The sequence below is a fragment of the Sphingobacterium paramultivorum genome, assembly GCF_014109745.1.
GTDB classification, from domain to species: Bacteria; Bacteroidota; Bacteroidia; order Sphingobacteriales; family Sphingobacteriaceae; genus Sphingobacterium; species Sphingobacterium paramultivorum.
Genome location: NZ_CP058555.1, coordinates 3539934 through 3557601 on the forward strand (window position 1 = coordinate 3539934; position 17668 = coordinate 3557601).

General features: G+C 37.5%; 19 protein-coding genes. 11 read left to right on the forward strand and 8 right to left on the reverse strand.

Features of this window, described 5'->3' with window-relative positions; all coding sequences use genetic code 11:
• Window positions 1-47 precede the first annotated feature (47 nt).
• The gene (locus tag HS960_RS14955) at window positions 48-269 is read right to left on the reverse strand and encodes a methyltransferase type 11 (protein WP_182329876.1); all 222 of its coding nucleotides are present in this window, start codon (window positions 267-269) and stop codon (window positions 48-50) included.
• Window positions 270-426: 157 nt separating this feature from the next.
• Window positions 427-555: a hypothetical protein gene (locus HS960_RS27025; RefSeq protein WP_256602545.1), complete on the reverse strand. Its 129-nt coding sequence runs from the start codon at window positions 553-555 to the stop codon at window positions 427-429.
• Window positions 556-1317: 762 nt separating this feature from the next.
• Here HS960_RS27025 and HS960_RS14960 point away from each other — a divergent pair.
• On the forward strand, window positions 1318-3777 hold the full coding sequence (locus tag HS960_RS14960) for a glutaminyl-peptide cyclotransferase (RefSeq protein ID WP_153848482.1): 2460 nt from the start codon (window positions 1318-1320) through the stop codon (window positions 3775-3777).
• 71 nt (window positions 3778-3848) lie between these two features.
• Here HS960_RS14960 and HS960_RS14965 read toward each other — a convergent pair whose 3' ends face one another.
• Window positions 3849-4448: an HD domain-containing protein gene (locus HS960_RS14965; protein WP_227550356.1), complete on the reverse strand. Its 600-nt coding sequence runs from the start codon at window positions 4446-4448 to the stop codon at window positions 3849-3851.
• Between the two features lie 178 nt (window positions 4449-4626).
• On the opposite strand from HS960_RS14965, the gene HS960_RS14970 reads away from it, so the two are divergent.
• The 6 genes from HS960_RS14970 to HS960_RS14995 all read left to right on the forward strand — a co-directional run bounded on the left by HS960_RS14970 (window position 4627) and on the right by HS960_RS14995 (window position 9894).
• Entirely contained in the window at window positions 4627-5649 is a 1023-nt protein-coding gene (locus tag HS960_RS14970) for an LLM class flavin-dependent oxidoreductase (RefSeq protein WP_182329878.1), read from the forward strand.
• A gap of 12 nt (window positions 5650-5661) precedes the next feature.
• The gene (locus HS960_RS14975) at window positions 5662-6777 is read left to right on the forward strand and encodes an NAD(P)-binding domain-containing protein (RefSeq protein ID WP_182329880.1); all 1116 of its coding nucleotides are present in this window, start codon (window positions 5662-5664) and stop codon (window positions 6775-6777) included.
• Between the two features lie 271 nt (window positions 6778-7048).
• Window positions 7049-7363 (forward strand): hypothetical protein, encoded by a 315-nt coding sequence (locus HS960_RS14980; RefSeq protein ID WP_182329883.1) that lies wholly within the window; start codon window positions 7049-7051, stop codon window positions 7361-7363.
• Between the two features lie 145 nt (window positions 7364-7508).
• A complete protein-coding gene (locus HS960_RS14985; protein WP_153848478.1) occupies window positions 7509-8282 on the forward strand; it encodes a helix-turn-helix domain-containing protein in 774 nt (257 codons plus the stop codon).
• A gap of 409 nt (window positions 8283-8691) precedes the next feature.
• Window positions 8692-8982, forward strand: coding sequence for an anthrone oxygenase family protein (locus tag HS960_RS27165; RefSeq protein ID WP_394353595.1), 291 nt, complete (start codon window positions 8692-8694; stop codon window positions 8980-8982).
• 408 nt (window positions 8983-9390) lie between these two features.
• Complete coding sequence (locus tag HS960_RS14995) at window positions 9391-9894, forward strand: hypothetical protein (RefSeq protein WP_182329885.1); 504 nt, start codon at window positions 9391-9393, stop codon at window positions 9892-9894.
• A 527-nt stretch (window positions 9895-10421) separates the two neighbouring features.
• On the opposite strand, the gene HS960_RS15000 is transcribed toward HS960_RS14995, so the two are convergent.
• Window positions 10422-11228: a LexA family transcriptional regulator gene (locus HS960_RS15000; RefSeq protein ID WP_153848475.1), complete on the reverse strand. Its 807-nt coding sequence runs from the start codon at window positions 11226-11228 to the stop codon at window positions 10422-10424.
• 341 nt (window positions 11229-11569) lie between these two features.
• Here HS960_RS15000 and HS960_RS15005 point away from each other — a divergent pair, with 341 nt between their 5' ends.
• Window positions 11570-12142: a hypothetical protein gene (locus tag HS960_RS15005; RefSeq protein ID WP_153848474.1), complete on the forward strand. Its 573-nt coding sequence runs from the start codon at window positions 11570-11572 to the stop codon at window positions 12140-12142.
• A gap of 150 nt (window positions 12143-12292) precedes the next feature.
• On the opposite strand, the gene HS960_RS15010 is transcribed toward HS960_RS15005, so the two are convergent.
• Genes HS960_RS15010 through HS960_RS15020 form a run of 3 tightly spaced genes read right to left on the reverse strand, consistent with a single transcriptional unit; the run spans window position 12293 to window position 13623 of the window.
• Window positions 12293-12808 carry a hypothetical protein gene (locus HS960_RS15010; RefSeq protein ID WP_153848473.1) on the reverse strand — a complete coding sequence of 172 codons (516 nt, stop codon included), beginning with the start codon at window positions 12806-12808 and terminating at the stop codon, window positions 12293-12295.
• Window positions 12765-13142 (reverse strand): hypothetical protein, encoded by a 378-nt coding sequence (locus tag HS960_RS15015; RefSeq protein WP_153848472.1) that lies wholly within the window; start codon window positions 13140-13142, stop codon window positions 12765-12767. The genes HS960_RS15010 and HS960_RS15015 overlap by 44 nt, the downstream gene beginning before the upstream one ends.
• Window positions 13129-13623: an N-acetylmuramoyl-L-alanine amidase gene (locus HS960_RS15020; RefSeq protein WP_153848471.1), complete on the reverse strand. Its 495-nt coding sequence runs from the start codon at window positions 13621-13623 to the stop codon at window positions 13129-13131. The genes HS960_RS15015 and HS960_RS15020 overlap by 14 nt, the downstream gene beginning before the upstream one ends.
• 734 nt (window positions 13624-14357) lie before the next feature.
• Between HS960_RS15020 and HS960_RS15025 the strand changes: the two genes are divergently transcribed.
• From HS960_RS15025 to HS960_RS15035, 3 genes are read left to right on the forward strand one after another with little or no spacing between them, the layout of a single operon-like run.
• Complete coding sequence (locus tag HS960_RS15025) at window positions 14358-15254, forward strand: SIR2 family protein (protein WP_182329887.1); 897 nt, start codon at window positions 14358-14360, stop codon at window positions 15252-15254.
• A 36-nt stretch (window positions 15255-15290) separates the two neighbouring features.
• Window positions 15291-16145: a DUF2071 domain-containing protein gene (locus HS960_RS15030; protein WP_159729750.1), complete on the forward strand. Its 855-nt coding sequence runs from the start codon at window positions 15291-15293 to the stop codon at window positions 16143-16145.
• Entirely contained in the window at window positions 16142-16423 is a 282-nt protein-coding gene (locus HS960_RS15035; RefSeq protein ID WP_075991365.1) for a hypothetical protein, read from the forward strand. The genes HS960_RS15030 and HS960_RS15035 overlap by 4 nt, the downstream gene beginning before the upstream one ends.
• A gap of 60 nt (window positions 16424-16483) precedes the next feature.
• On the opposite strand, the gene HS960_RS15040 is transcribed toward HS960_RS15035, so the two are convergent.
• Complete coding sequence (locus HS960_RS15040; protein ID WP_182329889.1) at window positions 16484-17641, reverse strand: FAD-dependent oxidoreductase; 1158 nt, start codon at window positions 17639-17641, stop codon at window positions 16484-16486.
• Window positions 17642-17668 lie beyond the last annotated feature (27 nt).

The following is a 17668-nucleotide window of genomic DNA, read 5'->3' on the forward strand; positions in this document are numbered from 1 at the left end:
ACAATGAAAATTAATATAATTGTTAGTTTTTTATTTTTTGAGCATAATTAAATGATTCTTTCACAACGATAACCCCACTCAAACATCTTTCTAACAATGCTGTTGGTCTCAATTTCCAATTGTGAAGATTCAATTCTTAGAATACGTTCTTCATCGTCAAGATCGAAATTAATTTTATAAGAGGAAAACAGGCTGACAAGAGTTGCAACAATTCGCTGTGCATCCTTCATTCGATAAATATTGGTTTTAAATATTTCGACTCGTTTCATTAGATCTGATTAAGTTCAATTCAAGAAATACGGTGTTAATCCTATTCTATTTACTCATTCTAAACTACAATACAGCGCGTGCAACAGCTACAAAATTTAGATAAACACAGTAAAAAACTCGGTAAGTATGGTAAATTAAACGGTAAACACCAGGTTGCTATTTGATAACTGAATTATAACCGTTCATAAATCCCTGAATAAGTTCAGGCAGATTCAATAATAGAAATACGCAAATGACAATAGCAATAATGGCATAAAAAAACCACGACGAACTTTTCTTTTTCATAACAAGCTATTTAAGAATAATCAATTTAAAAAGATAGGCTTTCACAAAGATGGAAATTGCGCTAGAGCGCTGCAAAACAGAACAGACACCCTAACATACCCTCTTGATTTTCAATATAACTCAATATACGAAATTAATCTATATAACAATAAAGTAATTTAAAAATTATATTTTTCAAAAAATAAAACAGTCACTTCAAATAAGAAAGTCAATGTTACAAAATAGAATCTTTGTAATCCATGTATAGTCGAACCTTATCTTGTCGCATATTGTGTAGGATACTGGGCTTAATAGCGCGATTGATTGAAGATTTATACTCTATCATAGTGTCTCCAATATTGGCCTGGGAATCTTTGGTTTTCACGTTGGTAGAGATGGTTATCAATCCTACTATAGTTAAAATTACCAATGAATTAAAGAAGTGTATCATAAATAAAGATTGAATAGTTTATCAATCCAATTTCAAAAAATAAACTTAAAAAAATCATAAGTTTTCGGTGAAAGAACAATTTCCATCGGTAAACAACAGACTTTTACCTATAAACCGATCAGCTTTTGCTATAAACAATTACACAAGAGAATTTCATACTAAATTTTCTGTCATATATTATTTTTTTTTTGCAAACAGATTTTCAGAGGCTCTTGACCATATTAAAAAACAACGCGTTATAACCTACGCTAAGTTCGCGGTCCAATATTAAGTTTTCTTTAATTTTGAAGCTTCCTATTTAGTCTGACTACTCAATTTCGTAAATATGTCCCATGAAAAGAATAGGAACATTCATTTTGACAACGTGCATGTTTGCAACCTCGCAGCTCACGTTCAGTCAAAACAATATACAAAATAGGATTAGTCCAATTTTGGAAAGCAATAAAGTTGGACTACCAAATGGTTGGACACTAACCCCTGTTGGGAAACAAATAGAACTCGGAGATTTACCACTGAACTTAGTTATCAATCATCATAAAAAGCTTGCAGCTGTCAGCAACAATGGACAAAGTACACAAACAATAGATCTTATCGATCTAGCTTCACAACGAAAAATCGATAGTATTGCTATACCAAAATCTTGGTATGGATTGGCCTTTTCGAGCGATGATAATACACTGTATGCTTCTGGAGGACATGATAACATGATCAGGATCTATAAGATCAACGGTGAAAAAATTGCATTCAAAGATTCGATTGTTCTTGGCAAGCCATGGCCCAATAAAATAGGGATAGCTGGATTGGCTGTAGATGATAAAAACAAACAGCAATTATACACCGTCACCAGAGAAGATAAAAAACTATATGTGGTAGACTTAAAAACCAAAGCAACGAAAGCAACTTATGATTTGGGAGCTGAGGGTTATACCTGTCAGCTAACACCTGATGCAAAACAACTCTATATCAGTGTCTGGGGTGGAGAAAAGATTTTAGTATGGGATGTTACACAAAATAAGATAACCAAAGAAATCCCTGTAGGTAGCCACCCAAATGAAATTACGTTTAGTAAAAATGGTAAATGGCTTTTTGTCGCCAACGCAAACGACAACTCGGTATCCATAATCGATACCAAAACAGGCGCAGTGGTAGAAACATTGAATGCGGCATTGTATCCTAATGCTCCAAGTGGATCGACCAGCAATGGTGTTGCTTTGTCCACAGATGATAAAACCCTTTACATAGCCAATGCAGACAACAATTGTTTAGCAGTATTCGACGTAAGTAAGCCTGGCCGATCTATTTCGAAAGGATTTATTCCAGTGGGCTGGTATCCAACGAATGTAAAAGTAGTCGGTAAAACAATTCTGGTTACAAATGGTAAAGGCTTATCATCCAAAGCTAATCCACAAGGCCCTAATCCGACAGACCAAAAGGAAAAAGTCGATCGTCATGCGGGCGACCTCAACAAACCAAAAGAGATACAATATATTGCTGGTCTTTTTAGGGGAACGCTAAGCTTTATACACGATCCTAAACCAGAAGAACTCGCCCTATATTCTCGTGCGGTATACCGGAATACGCCCTATTCGAAAGAAAAGGAGCTGCAAACAGAGGGTGAAGTCGGCAACCCTATCCCAATGAAAGTTGGAGAACCCTCTCCGATCAAATACGTATTTTATGTCATCAAAGAAAATCGTACCTACGATCAAGTTCTAGGTGATGTTAAACAAGGAAATGGAGACACTTCACTTTGTTTATTCGGCGAAAAAATCACACCTAATCAACACAAAATTGTCAATGAATTTGCACTTCTAGACAATTTCTATGTCGATGCGGAAGTTAGTGCGGATGGGCACAATTGGAGTATGGGTGCTTATGCCACCGACTATCTCGAGAAAACCTGGCCATCAAGCTATGGCGGTCGCGGCGGTACTTATGGAGGAGAAGGGGAACGAGAAATAGCCAACAATAAAGGCGGATTTATTTGGGATAATGCCAAGCGACATCAGGTATCTTATCGCACCTATGGTGAATTCGCAGACAAAGGAAAACCTAACGTAAAATCTTTGGAAGGGCATGTTGCCACTGGATATACAAGTTATGACTTGAGTGTTGCCGACACCACACGTATAAGACAATGGAAAGCTGATTTTGATCAACTCATCCAAAAAGGAGAAATGCCCCAATTGACAACCATTCGAATCAGCAATGACCATACGGAAGGGATGCGTGCCGGCAAAAAGTCCCCTTATGCACATGTAGCGGACAATGACCTCGCTGTTGGGATGTTTGTCGATCATATCAGCAAGAGTCCAATATGGAAAGAATCTGCGATCTTTATACTGGAAGATGATGCCCAGAATGGTCCTGACCATGTGGATGCACACCGTAGTCCGGCCTATTTGATTAGTCCCTATGTAAAAAGAAGATCTGTAGATCACACCATGTATTCAACCTCAGGGATGATTAGAACAATAGAGCTGATTTTAGGAATGAAACCCATGACGCAATACGACGCCGCTGCAACACCCATGTGGCGATCGTTTAGCACTAGCCCCGACTATACTCCATTTGACCATATCGACGCAAATGTAGATCTCAACGAGCGCAATCCAAGTAAAGGGAAATTAGCTATATGGAGTGACAAATATGATTGGTCGAAAGAAGACGCTGTGCCTGATTTGGTATTCAATGAAATTCTATGGCAGGGACTTAAAGGTGAATCCGCTCCAGCTCCAAAAAGAGCCGCCTTCCTAAAGGTAAGCGAAAAAAAAGAGGATGATGACGATTAATGTATATTTATAAAACCACAATGGTCAGCAATAGTATCGGGATTACTGCTGGCCATTGATCAGTATCCTAACTACTTTCCCTTTTTGAGAATCCCTCGAGCAACTCCAGCATCGATCAATTTTTCTGCATATCCCCACAATACTGCTGAGCCATCCTTAATGACAGATTTTTTTGCATAAACCTTTTCATAATTTACACCAGGTTCATTCCAGGTTCCACCATTATTGGAACTATTCTGTAAAAGTGGCTCCAATCGATCCATCGCTCGCGCGAACTGTGCTTCTGGCGTTTGACCAGCTTCAAATTCTTCCCAGATCGCAATGAGTTCCTCCGCTTGCTCCCCAGGCAAAATTCCAAAAATCCGCTGAGCTGCCAAACGCTCCGCACCTGTATTGGTATGATTTTTTTCGGTATCATAGATAAAAGTATCACCAGCATCAATTTCGACGATATCGTGTATCAATACCATTTTGACTACCTTCAATAAATCCACTGATTGATTTGCGTGTTCTGAAAGTACAAGAGCCATGAGGGCAAGATGCCAACTATGTTCAGCGTCATTTTCGGGACGGTCACTATTGAAAAGTTTTGTCCTGCGCTGGATATATTTAATCTTATCGATCTCCTTAATAAACTCGATCTGTTGTAATAATTTGTCTGAAAGCATCATCCTGAATCACTTATACAATTGAATAATACATAAAATTACTCTTTTTGAGCCACAGCCTACTTTTCATTTGGCAAATTCATTCAAACCATATATTATTGACACCCATCGGACAATGTAAACTACCGAAATAATCGCAACATTTATTAAATTTGATTGACATCAAATCCCATTGTGATTTATGAAAAAAATAGGCTTTTTATCTTTTGGCCATTGGTCCAAGCATCCCGCATATAGTACGCAGACCGCAAGCGATACTTTATTGCAATCCATCGATCTAGCAGTAGCTGCTGAAGAAATAGGCATAGATGGTGCATATTTCCGTGTACACCATTTTGCGAATCAGCTAGCATCTCCTTTTCCTTTATTATCGGCCATTGGAGCCAAAACCTCAAAAATTGAGATCGGCACCGGTGTCATCGATATGCGCTATGAAAACCCCCTTTATATGGTGGAAGACGCGGGAGCTGCAGATCTAATCTCCGGGGGCAGATTGCAGCTCGGCATCAGCAGAGGATCGCCTGAACAAGTAATAGATGGTTGGCGTTACTTTGGTTACAATATCAACGAGGGCGAAACAGATGCTGATATGGGAAGGCAAAAAGCATTGGATTTTTTAGAAAAACTTAAAGGAATTGGTTTCGCTGAACCAAATCCCTATCCAATGTTTCCAAACCCGCCCGGTTTGCTGAGACTCGAACCCCATTCGGAAGGGTTACGTGATCGTATCTGGTGGGGAGCAGCATCGAATGCCACGGCTGTATGGGCTGCTCAAAACAAGATGCACCTGCAAAGTTCCACTTTGAAATATGATGAAAATGGCAAACCTTTTCATATTCAGCAGGCCGAACAAATACGTTTATACAAAGAGGCCTGGAAGGAAGCAGGGCACCCTGGTGAACCCCGCGTTTCGGTCAGTCGATCCATATTCGCTCTGGTCGATGATTTAGATCGTTATTACTTCGGGCAAGAGGCTGACAAAACAGATAAAATTGGGTTAATCGAATCGGACAAGCGGACGATTTTTGGGCGAAGTTATGCCGCAGAACCAGATCAACTCGTGAAAGAACTAGCGCAAGATGAAGCAATACAGGAAGCAGACACGCTATTATTGACAATTCCAAATACGCTAGGGGTCGACTACAATGTCCACATTCTTTCAGCCATTTTGGAACACGTAGCTCCCGAACTTGGTTGGCGTTAACTCCGCTCTCGTATGATAAAGAACATTCGCTACAAAACAAAAATTGCAGTCATTGGTGCGGGTCAGGCTGGACTTTCTGCTGCTTATCATTTGAAGAAGCTCGGACTTAAAATCGGGCCGGATTTTATCATCCTGGATGAAGCCTCTGCACCCGGAGGAGCCTGGCAATTTCGCTGGGACTCCCTTACCTTAAGTACAGTCAATAAAATACACGATTTGCCCGGCATGTCGTTTGAGGAGACTTTATCAACAAAAGGGGCGGAAGTTCAAGCCAACACCGCTGTTCCCCATTATTTTAAACTTTATGAAGAAAAATTTGAACTTCAAGTATATCGACCAGCTAAAGTAGAAAAAGTCTACATGTACCAAGATCGCTTTCATATCGATACGGCAGAAACTCTTTTCTCAGCACTCGGTATTATCAACGCCACTGGAACATGGGAAAACCCCTATATTCCTACCTATCCAGGTGCAGAATTATTTCGGGGCGAGCAACTTCACACAAAGGATTTTAAAACTGTAGAGTATTTTCGTGGCAAACATGTTATTGTTGTCGGAGCTGGTATTTCCGCCATTCAGCTATTGGACCAAATTTCCCAGGTTACAACGACAACCTGGGTAACACGACGACCGCCTTTATTCAGAGAGGGGCCATTTGATGACATGGCTGGCCATAATGCGGTTGCTATGGTAGAAGAACGTGTACGATTAGGGCTTTCACCTTTGTCTGTCGTTTCCGTTACGGGCCTCCCCTATTCTACAGAAATCCAGGAGATGGAAAAACGGGGTGTCCTTCAACGTTTTCCAATGTTTCAAGAAATAACCGAAAAGGGGATCAAATGGGCCGATGGAACAGAACAAAAAGCAGATGTTATACTTTGGAATACAGGTTTTAAAAGTTCATTGAGCCATCTAGACGCAGTGCTACCAAAAGAAAAACAGGGCGGCATTCAAATGGCAGGCAGACTAGCGACCATGGTCGCTAAAGAACCAAGAATTCACCTCGTGGGTTATGGTCCATCAGCATCAACAATCGGTGCAAACCGTGCAGGTAGCGCCGCAGCTAGAGAACTTCTAAAAACGCTTTCAGCAGCCGACCTGAACACAAGCTCGTATACAATAAGCTAACCTTAGGGATCAGGTCAACTTTAAACACAATCAAAAAATCGGTCTATATGATATAATAACAACCCGACCAATCTTAAACCCACTACAATCGCTGTTATCAGATAACGAAAACAGAAGCTTAATAAGTCATTCAATATAATACAACTACACCATTTAATTTACATAAGCTACCTCAAACAACAGCTTCGCATAAAAAGAATAAACTTACCCTGGAAATTGTTGCTGGGACTACTCGCCGTTGCATTCTTTAGTTGTAACTCGCACAACAAGCATGTGCAATTATCAGAAAATCAGCATTGCAACATTGGATAATTTCGACACTTATGATTATCCCTCGGTTGACAGTTGCGTGCAGGCTATTAAATGTTATACTCCTCCCTACAGGGGACGTTACAGCAAAATAAGCATTTGGAATGTTGGGACAGCAGTGGATTCGGTCATTTTAAAAAGTGACCTGAGTCATTACAACCCTTCATTGGATTCAAATTGGATTGCCAATTATTGGCAAAATAATTATGTTAAATTACTGGAACATGCACAATTATTTCAGGTGAGAAGAAAAAATCCCCTTTTTTATTTCAAATAAGTCGGCTTGCATGGGTAGAATTTAGATATACCATGATATTACAAATCCGCTAATGAAAATCTTAGGGCAACTCCACCTTATAATAGATTTTTCAGTATATTTAAACGTACAACAGGTCGTAATCAAAAACCAACAAAGTTAATTGATGAATTCTCAAATTATCAGCCCTGATACATCCATTACATTATTCGTAAAGGCGATCCTGGTATTTGAAAGTCAGAAAAATGATCGCGTAAACTTACCTTTTTATGCTGATGGTTACCCCGGTCTATTGTTTCAACGATGCTATGGTGATTTTACAATCAAGCCTCATGATAAAAAGATGCCGACGATTTTTCTCTATGGTCAGACAATAAAACCGATTTCAATAGATGTAACAGGACCTTTTCAGATTATCGTTTTTCAATTTTACCCATTTGTATTACGCCGATTTTGGGGTATCTCGCCCGAAAGCATAAACGACGGCTGCTATGATCTAGATGCTCCTTCAAATAGAGCCTTCCACCAACTAAGCAGTACATTATCCTCATCTTCAAACGCTGAAAACAGCATCCAACTATTAACACAATCGCTCCTCAGCTTTTTCGATAGCAAGAAATATAACATAGATTTTTCGATTCAGCGAGCAATTCTCGAAATCATCGAAAAAAAGGGCCAAATCATTATTAAGGAAATTGCAAAAAAAGAAGCATTGAACATCCGAACTTTTGAAAGAAGGTTTTTCAAGGAAACTGGGGTGTCAGCTAAACAATTCGCTAAAATGGTACAGTTTCAGGCCGCTTTGAAACAGCTTAATAGCAAAGATTTCCAAAAGCTAACGGAAGTTGTTTATAAAAATGGGTTCTCCGACCAATCGCACTTTATTCGTGTCTTTAAGACTTTCACAGGAACAACTCCAACATCATTTAACAAAAAGTAGGTTACTGTCGTTTTTATTCTATATTGACTCACTGTTTATCACAACTTTTGTATTGTCTAAGGGCGAGCTCAACGAAAGTGTGTAATTTCTTTAAGCCTCAACTTCTTCGAAATATTTGCTATAAGAAAACAATGCTTTGATAAATTAGAACATCTAGACAATTAAGTTCAGTAAAACATTGTACATCAAAAAAAATATAGACATGAAATCGCAAGACATTATTTTAGCGCTGGCAACAATATTTTCGGCTATCATATCAGGTTTGTTTTTTTCGTATACCTTTTCGGTCAATTTAGGTCTACATAAACTCAACGATAAAGCCTTTTTGATGGCCATGCAAAATATCAATAAAGAAATACTAAACTCAGCTTTTTACTGCTGTTTTCTAGGCACACCAATTTTGTTATTCATGGCTACCATATTATTTTTTGATCTGTATTCACCAAAATTTTATCTAATCCTAGCAGCATGCCTAAGCTATATTATTGGTGTAATTGTGGTTACAGGCACGCAAAATGTACCCTTAAATAATCAATTAGCCTCGATAGACCTATCGATATCTTCAGAAAAATCGTTAAGACTTGCACGTGACGCCTTTGAAAAACCCTGGGTATTTTGGAATAACATCCGAACTTGCTCTTCTTTACTTACACTCACTTGTTTAGTTATTAACTTGGTCTTTTTTAAATCAAAAAATTGATCATAACATTGGGCTAATAGTATAAGATCAAATCCATTACAACCTGTCTACAGACATTTCCGCCGAAATAAAACTTGAGTTTATCATTTACCTATCTCTTATAGACGAAAAAAAGCCCAAGGCATGCGAATTTAAATTCATTCCCCCCGAATTTAAATCAAGTGCTAAAACCTCTTCCTCAATACCTTACTTTTATAAAAATTGATCAACGGATGTTATTGAATGTGAGCTTAAATCATCATGAAGGCATGTATATTGATGATTCAAAGAAATCTTCAAGAAACTGCCAAAACATAAATGAGCAGAAGTTGTCTATCAATAAAAAGGGTCTTTACAATTAAAAAAGGGGCATAGCAGTATGAAGTATGTTATGCTCAAAATAATATACAATTAATGAAATTTTTCCCCATGAAAACAAAACACTTAATTTCAACATCATTGTTAGTATCTTCTGCCATAGCGTTGTTCACATCTTGCAATGGCAGTTCTGTCGATACGGTAAAAGCTATCGAATCAAACTATGACAATCAAAACAAAACCATTACGTTAACAGGTGAATTTGATGCACCATCCTTTACATTCTCATCAGGTAAATCAAAAACTATGGCCATGAATTTCGTAGTTAAATCCCATGCATTTAGTTCTGAAAAATTCACTGCATTCAGCGTTATATTACCTGTAGGGACAGAAAAAAACAATGTTTTATTTGAAATTCCCGCAGATCAGAAAAATTATACGCTTAAGAACTTTTATGTATTTGACGATAAGGGAGAAAAAATCAATCTAGATTCCCATACAACCTTCAAGATGAAGGGAACCGTTCACTACAGTGAAATGGAAAAACCTGAAAATGAACGGGAAAAAGATAATTTTTCCTATAAAATAACCGATGTAAGGTTTGTAAAAGACTAAAATTAACAACAATTGATAGCGTAAGAAATAAAAAAGCCAGATTTCAAAACCTGGCTTCAAAAATAAACATATGATGATTAGTAAATGGTAAGTCCATAGGTACAACTTAGTAAATAGTTCGATTTATTCAAAAATGCCTCAACCCCGCCCTGACAACCTACGCACATGTACCTATTATTTCAATTGAACGCCACGGACATGCCTGAATAATGAGCAACCAATATTCTCGTCACGTTATCAGCCTTCTTAACGTTAAATATATACTAGGAGCGCCAAGACAGCACGCAACAACATGTCCGCATACGTTCAATTTATAGTCAAATATAGAAATAAAAACTAATTATATTAGTTTTTATTTCTATATTTTTTAGCAAACACATAAAGACTTGATACGGAGAACTTTCAATTTAATAGCGGGCGATTGGATTAATTTATCGCACATATAGCCGAAACAAAAAGGTCCACCTATAAACGTTGATATGAAGAGACGAACCACCAAAACGATCATATTATGAGTTAGGCTGTTCCTAAAGCGAACGGCTAATATCTACAACATTAAAAATTTGGTCAACATCATCTAAACTTACTTCAAAATCCGGGTATCTTGTTTTATCAGCATTTAGCGAACGAAGGGTAAGAATTCCGTTATTGACATCATGATGAGCAATTTCTTTGATAATAACTCCTTCATATTTATGTACAACAACCCAATAACGATATTTGTGGGTATGAAATTTTGATTGCCATAACTCCCTTTTAATCAAACGTCCCGTCACAATATCGCCGTCCAATACACTTGCATCGGTTCCATCGGTCATACTATCACCACTAACTTCAAAAGAACGATAGGCACCTTTATGAAACTCATTGACCGTAATAAAATGTGCCGGTAAATCGTCCATATATTCAGCATCAGAAAAGCCAGACAAATACCCGGCTTTAGCTTTCTCTGTCACAAGTTTTGTCTGCATCAAATATCGTCCTGGGGAAACTTCAAAAAATATATTATTTTTATTTTCGTCAATAAACTTGACGTCCTCCGAAAAATACCCTATTGACTTACCGTTACCAATACTAAGCATTGCTATCGTGTCGGGGTGCATTAAAGGAGTTATCTCTACTCTTTCACCCTTTCCATATAACAACCAGTCATACTGAACCTGAGGAAAAGCTGCTTGAATACGTGTTTTCATCGTAAGTCCAATAGGATACTCTCCTTTTTTAATACGCGAGTACACCTGTTCGCGTACCCCCAATAAAGACGCGAATTCACGGTTGGTAACGCGCATCTCCAAGCGTAAAACTTCAAAGTTATTATTTGGATAAGTTTCCATAGTCGATCGGGTATTTAACAAATGTTACACAAATATATAACAATCTGACACTAAGTTACACAACTTATTAAACCTAAACAAACAGACAATCAAAATAAAACAATAAAAACCTAATTACCAACAAATTATAGTTAAACAAATAAGTTTATATTTTCATATAAAAAGTAAAAATAAGCTTCGAATAAACTTGCTTGATTAACAAATTTGTTTAACTTTGTTTAACATCAATAGACTATATTAAATTCATAGAATAGACGAACAGGGTAGTAAGTAAATTAGCTATTCACTGGATTTGCAATTAGCGAGACTAGAATCAGTTCATACTTAAAGATAAAAAGAAAATGGAACAGCTCATGACACAACACCCTAGACAGCACATTGTTTACGCAGTAGATTATCATCAACGACAAAAACACAACAGTAATTTAAGAAAAGAAGAAAGCAGTACAATAACCGACAAAAATAGCTCACAAGGTATGAACTCACTATATTATTCATTCATCATGAGTTTCTTGAAAGAAAATCATCCTGAAATACTAAAATCCATCGATAAGATATATGAATCTGACCTTTCCAAAATCAGTCAAGTAATTGACTGCTATTGTCAATTTGTGGGTATACCTTCTCAACAGATTATGGGTGAATATATCAATTATAAGGATATTCAGCATCGTTACAAAGCTATCGCCGTTGTTCTACGTATTTTTCAGCCGGAAAAATTAGATAATCTAAAAACAAAAGTAAAAAGTAGCATATATAAGGAACTTGGCCCTTATTTAAAAATAAATAATGACACATTACAGAAATCTATCATCTGTGCTTGCAATCAATTTGACCTCTATCGTGATTTCAAAAAGGAAATTAAACAGATTGCCAATTATTACCTTATTGACAGGCATTTCGATGGGGTTTAGTATTATTTGCACAATCACACCAGCTCTGCTAATTCGGCAATTCTGCCCGGTTCCAAAAATATAGTCCTTGAATTTTAAATACTCAAGGACTATTTTGTGCTTCTTATCTGAATTGCATTAAAAATAATAGTAACATTTTTTAATCGGAAACTACCAAGACTCAACAAACTTACGTTTCTTTATCCACCAAATAATCAAACCGACCAATACACCGCAACCCATTAAAAAATAAAGAAGGCTTGACACCGCTGGTTTTGAAACCTCTTTTGATTGTGCTTTGCGTAGCTCCATTTTCGTTTCAATTTGTTGACGACTTTCTACCTTCTGAGCTTTCCAATTGGTATCGAACCTACTCTCAAGCTGCAGCTTTTCAGAATAATGTTCCTTTTTCGTATAGACTTTTCCCTTACGTAGCTGAAAAGCACCATCCTGCATAATCTGGATCCCTTCACCTTCAATTTGCATCACATATTCATCTGTTACCAAAGCCTCTTTATCTGATCGAACAATTTGTATATGTTCCGTGTGCTGTGCTATAGTAGCATAATTGGTATTTTTCTCTTTGACACCAAACTCTTGTGATCCCTTGGTTTTCTCAACCTTTCTAAACAAACCGCAGCTGCTAACCAGTAGCAGCATTGCGATTACCTGTAGTGTATTCTTCATTTTTAACGCGCTTTAATTCAATCTGTAACCTATTATAAAGTTTCATGAGATCATCATATTTCACTTGCAAATCCGCTAAGGTCTTAGCGCAAGACGTACGTTCGTCATTTGCCAAACGTAACCCTTCATTAAGATCTTCAATGATCGTCCGTAATTGCTCAATATCTTTCTCTAATCTATTGGCATATCCTTCCCATTTTTCAATTACCTTTCCGGCATTCTCAACATTTGTTGCCTCCACTTCAGCTTGCTGCTTGGGCCTTCCAACAAAATACCCCCCTACAGCTGTCACTACAGGGATAATCAATTTCTCCAAAATCTCAAGTAATTCCATTATAACTTCCTTTTGTTAACGGTTTAAATTTTTCCCAGGGAAACTGTATCCCTGGATCCTCCTTTCTTCCAGGCGCAATATCCGAATGCCCCAAAATCTCCCGAATTGAATAAGTACGGACAATTGTTTTACACACAGCTATCGCCACATTAATCTGTTTTTCGGTGTAGCTCTCCGTACCCTTATTTTGCAATTCAATTCCAATGCTACAATTATTCAAATCTCTTTGACCAGCCCAGGTACTAAGGCCCGCATGCCAACATTTAATATTAAATGGGGCCAATTGCGTTATAACACCATCACGGCTGATATGAAGATGGGCGGAGACCTTGCTCCGGGAATCAGTCATCCAATCAATTGCACTCGTTGCATTGGATGCACCATCGTAGTGCATAATAATATAAACGGGTTTAATAATTCCACCTTTGTTTGGTGTATCTCTATAAGAAACACCGATCAATTTGTTTTCTTTAATTTCCATATCACGAACTTTTTTATGACTTAACCTGTTTCTACGCTAAAAAAATTGCCATTGTGTATTAAAAAAGGGAAACACACTTTATCAATCGTCATTTAGCTTCTATTTTTATACAAAGTTAAGTGTGATCCTCTGTCGCAGAACGGACTATTAGCTGGATGTAAGCGGTAGGTTACAGATACCGAATATTACACAGAATTTTCTTCGGTGTACGCGTTCACCAAAAGTGAGTTTAACAGGACTAACTCTTCATAGTCCCCTCAAAAGCAGACAATAACACAACAAAATATTACTGAAATTTATGAGGGAACATGTTACCAAGACCGTGATATCATTGTCAAGCCATATCACAACAGACCTCACATCATTGACGAGGCATCAAACATTTCCTGTACTGCTTTGTTATTTGTTTGTTATAGCATATAGGATGAGTTATACCGTGAAGGCTAGGAAGTTGGTTCGCCTAGCCTTTTTTGACGAATAAAAACAACATATCTGACTGATCCGCCCATCGCAATGACATAATCATTTTTTACAGAGGTTTCAATTTACACTATATTGCTTCCATGGCCCTGCAGACAATACCATCACAAATCTAGTTGACATAAATCCTACGATTTTTTATTAAATTCGTAGGAGAGAAATCTAAATTCAATAGATTATATGTTACATCCAAAAATGCGATTGATCGACATCGTCATTTAACTTTACATGCGTGAATCTTGATATATAATACAATGAACAAGGTTGCTTTATTAGTCGGAAACGACATTAATAATATTTCACCAGGAATAAGCTGGAGTGATTTGCTACACAAAATCAAAGAAAAGTATAAAGTGAGCTCATTAGAAAATGGACAAAAACCTTTTCCTATGTTGTATGAGGAAATATTCCTGAACGCAATTCGAGAAAAACATATTAATGAAAGAGAACTTAAAACCTATATATCGGATTGCGTCTCTCAAATCAATCAAAACGAAATACACCAATTAATTCGGGATCTTTCGATCGAAAACATAATCACCACTAACTATGAATTCAGTTTAGAAGGAGAAATCGCCACAGCAAATACCGGCTTAATCCGTGAAACGACCTACAGTGTATTTCGTAAACACCAAATCGGCAACACGAGCTATTGGCATATACACGGTGACTGCCTAAATCCATCTTCCATTAACCTAGGTTATGAACATTACTGTGGTCAATTGCAAAAAATGAGGGATTATGTGGTTAATGGGACAAATTATAATTCACAAACGGTCTACAAGGCTGCACTAATTAAAAGATTAAGCCGAAAAAAGGATACTAAACTCCAATCCTGGATTGATTTATTTTTCACACAGGATATCCACATTCTAGGTCTATCGCTTGATTTTGTAGAAATAGACCTTTGGTGGCTGCTAACCTATCGCGCCAGAAATAAGTATTATAGACGAAGCGCCTTTATTGAAAATCAACTCTTTTATTATACAACTAAAAAATGGTATGCACTCTCCAAAGATAAAATGCAATTACTTCAAGCAAACGATGTTGAAATTGTCGTTATTGACGAAACCAATAAAACTAAATACTACAAGAAAGTCCTCGCAGGCATAAAAAATAGATATAAGCTGCCCAGCAAAATTTTAAGTTGAACCACAGAGCAATTCATAGATTTTCAACTTGTTATCATGTCATTAATAGAAAAAGAATTTCGCGCTGTCAAACTCAACAAGTTTACATTAAGCATTGAAAACTTTCTGAATAGTCTATTCTTGAGGAAAACAAAGTTTATACTTACCAAACCCTTTTCAGCAATAAAATTGAAAAGTGAAATTAGCCATGTAGTTTATTTAAACTGGATGGTACCTCTCGCCAAAATTCAACAATTCGTCCCCTCAGGAATTGCCCTCGATCTTATCGGTGACCATGTTTTATTTTCAGTGCTAACTTACCGCCATGGCCATTTCGGCCCTGCAAAACTATATCATTTAAAATCCTTATATGGGTCACCTCTACAGAGTAATTGGAGACTTTACATCAGTCAAACCCAAAAGCAATTTAAAGTGCCTACAGTCCTATTTCTCGCAAATGTAATGAGTAGCCAGATCTATTGCATCGGTAGTCGTTTATTCAGTAGCATGATGTATACACATCAACCTTTGGCTTTCCAACATAACCATATCGGCGTTCAAACTCACACCAAAATAATCCCTGGAAGAAGCAATGCACCAGACTTGGAGGTTGTTTGCCACCCCTGTGATCACTGGAATATTCCAAGTCAATTTCTCCATCTGTCGAAAGATATCAATCAACTCCTGAATAAAATAATTATTCAGGACCAAGCCTTAACTCCACTGGACAATGGCCTATTCCGACAGGCGAATATTGCGTTAAAGTTCGATCCAAAAGACATAAGACCTTTAAAAATTGATTTTTTTAAAAGCGAAACATTAGCTGATATCGTTCAGCATGAAAAGTGTTTTGCTTTCGAAATACCGGCGGTCTCATTTTTTATGAATCACGAAAAAACAATAAAATTATGAACTTTATCGATTTTAGTATAGCTGTATTGCTCGCGAACGCGATGCCCCATTTTATTTTTGGAATAACAAAAGTTCGCTTCTTGGGGCTTTTTGGTTATACGGCAACGGCAAATATTTGTTATGCACTATGCCAATGTATAGTCGGAATCGGTCTGTTTCATCATAAATACGGGCTAGATAAACTTTTTAGCAATGGTTTTGCACTTGGCAGCACATTAGTTCTGATACTTTATTTTATTTTCGGTAGCTTACTGCTTGTGAAGTTCCAGAAAAAATAAATATTCTTTTTCTGGAAACTCCCTTTGTTGCTCCATACAGCTTTAGGCAATTTAAGGTTGTTAATCCCCCGATGGATGGGTAAAAAATTCCAGCATGACAGATAAAGCAGTAGCCGAATGCATGCGATCACTATTTTCCAATGTATCCTGTGTTGCTTCTGCCCCCCTTCTTATCATATCTTTTTCAAAATAAGATAATGCTTCCAGCAAAGATTCATGTTTCCTATTTGTCAGGCATTCAGCCAACTCGAAGGCATCCTGCATTGCTACATTCGCCCCCTCACCAGCAAATGGCGGCATGCGATGAGCTGCATCTCCGATCATTGTAAGGTTAGTCTGTGTTTCCCAGTGTTGATCAAGAGCAAAATAATATTGGGGACGGGGTATAAACTGTACATTGTCATTCACAAAAAACTCATCCCAAACCGTGGTCCATCCAGGGAAATGATCTTTAAACCATTGCGATACTTGCTTATTGTCCTTAAAATCAATTCTAGCCTTATTATAATCATCTTCTAGAATCTTTGTACTTGCAACAAACATCATTGAACCGTCACCTTTTGTACCATATCCGATAAATTGTTCCGCTCCAAAAGCCATCACTTTACCACCGTTAGCCAATTTAAAAAGATGAGGAGCATTCTTTTCAGCATCATAGATATTTCCCTCAACCAATGTAATTCCCGAATATATAGGCGTTAAATGACTTAAGTAAGGACGTACTCTTGAATTTGCCCCATCTGCTGCGATCACCAGATCGGCATATGCATCCACTGCATGTTTAAAATGCAACAACCAACCTTCACCATATCTTTCCATTCCAACGAATTGACTATCCCAAACAACGGTATGCGATTCCAAAGCATTCAATAAGATATCTCGCAAAGGGGCTCGGTCTATTTCCGGCCGATTTTCGGCGACTGACTGCTCTTCATCATGGTCATCAAATTTTACGATGAGATCCTGATCAACAATACGCAGCTTACTCGCAGTCGGTCGATGATATTTATAGAACTCTTCTATTAATCCTGCGCGTTTCATCGCTTCAAGTCCCGCCCCTTCATGAAGATCCAAAGTAGAGCCCTGTACACGAACTTCAGGATTTAAATCCCGCTCATAAACGGCTACATCAGCCCCCTTTAACTGTAATAATCGAGCTAACGTAAGGCCTCCAATTCCACCGCCAATTATGGCTATTTTTTTATTTTCTATTAACATCTTATTTGTTTTAAAATTCATAAAACA

Excerpts from the sequence above, each read along its gene's own strand:
- HS960_RS14965 (WP_227550356.1), bottom strand. The coding sequence starts at position 4,448 with ATGATGCTTTCAGACAAATTATTACAACAGATCGAGTTTATTAAGGAG.
- HS960_RS27165 (WP_394353595.1), top strand. The coding sequence starts at position 8,692 with ATGGCTACCATATTATTTTTTGATCTGTATTCACCAAAATTTTATCTA.
- HS960_RS15025 (WP_182329887.1), top strand. The coding sequence starts at position 14,358 with ATGAACAAGGTTGCTTTATTAGTCGGAAACGACATTAATAATATTTCA.
- HS960_RS14975 (WP_182329880.1), top strand. The coding sequence starts at position 5,662 with ATGATAAAGAACATTCGCTACAAAACAAAAATTGCAGTCATTGGTGCG.
- HS960_RS14955 (WP_182329876.1), bottom strand. The coding sequence starts at position 269 with ATGAAACGAGTCGAAATATTTAAAACCAATATTTATCGAATGAAGGAT.
- HS960_RS14980 (WP_182329883.1), top strand. The coding sequence starts at position 7,049 with ATGTGCAATTATCAGAAAATCAGCATTGCAACATTGGATAATTTCGAC.
- HS960_RS15000 (WP_153848475.1), bottom strand. The coding sequence starts at position 11,228 with ATGGAAACTTATCCAAATAATAACTTTGAAGTTTTACGCTTGGAGATG.
- HS960_RS15040 (WP_182329889.1), bottom strand. The coding sequence starts at position 17,641 with ATGTTAATAGAAAATAAAAAAATAGCCATAATTGGCGGTGGAATTGGA.
- HS960_RS14985 (WP_153848478.1), top strand. The coding sequence starts at position 7,509 with ATGAATTCTCAAATTATCAGCCCTGATACATCCATTACATTATTCGTA.
- HS960_RS15005 (WP_153848474.1), top strand. The coding sequence starts at position 11,570 with ATGGAACAGCTCATGACACAACACCCTAGACAGCACATTGTTTACGCA.
- HS960_RS15015 (WP_153848472.1), bottom strand. The coding sequence starts at position 13,142 with ATGGAATTACTTGAGATTTTGGAGAAATTGATTATCCCTGTAGTGACA.
- HS960_RS15030 (WP_159729750.1), top strand. The coding sequence starts at position 15,291 with ATGTCATTAATAGAAAAAGAATTTCGCGCTGTCAAACTCAACAAGTTT.
- HS960_RS15010 (WP_153848473.1), bottom strand. The coding sequence starts at position 12,808 with ATGAAGAATACACTACAGGTAATCGCAATGCTGCTACTGGTTAGCAGC.
- HS960_RS15035 (WP_075991365.1), top strand. The coding sequence starts at position 16,142 with ATGAACTTTATCGATTTTAGTATAGCTGTATTGCTCGCGAACGCGATG.
- HS960_RS27025 (WP_256602545.1), bottom strand. The coding sequence starts at position 555 with ATGAAAAAGAAAAGTTCGTCGTGGTTTTTTTATGCCATTATTGCTATT.
- HS960_RS15020 (WP_153848471.1), bottom strand. The coding sequence starts at position 13,623 with ATGGAAATTAAAGAAAACAAATTGATCGGTGTTTCTTATAGAGATACA.
- HS960_RS14960 (WP_153848482.1), top strand. The coding sequence starts at position 1,318 with ATGAAAAGAATAGGAACATTCATTTTGACAACGTGCATGTTTGCAACC.
- HS960_RS14970 (WP_182329878.1), top strand. The coding sequence starts at position 4,627 with ATGAAAAAAATAGGCTTTTTATCTTTTGGCCATTGGTCCAAGCATCCC.
- HS960_RS14995 (WP_182329885.1), top strand. The coding sequence starts at position 9,391 with ATGAAAACAAAACACTTAATTTCAACATCATTGTTAGTATCTTCTGCC.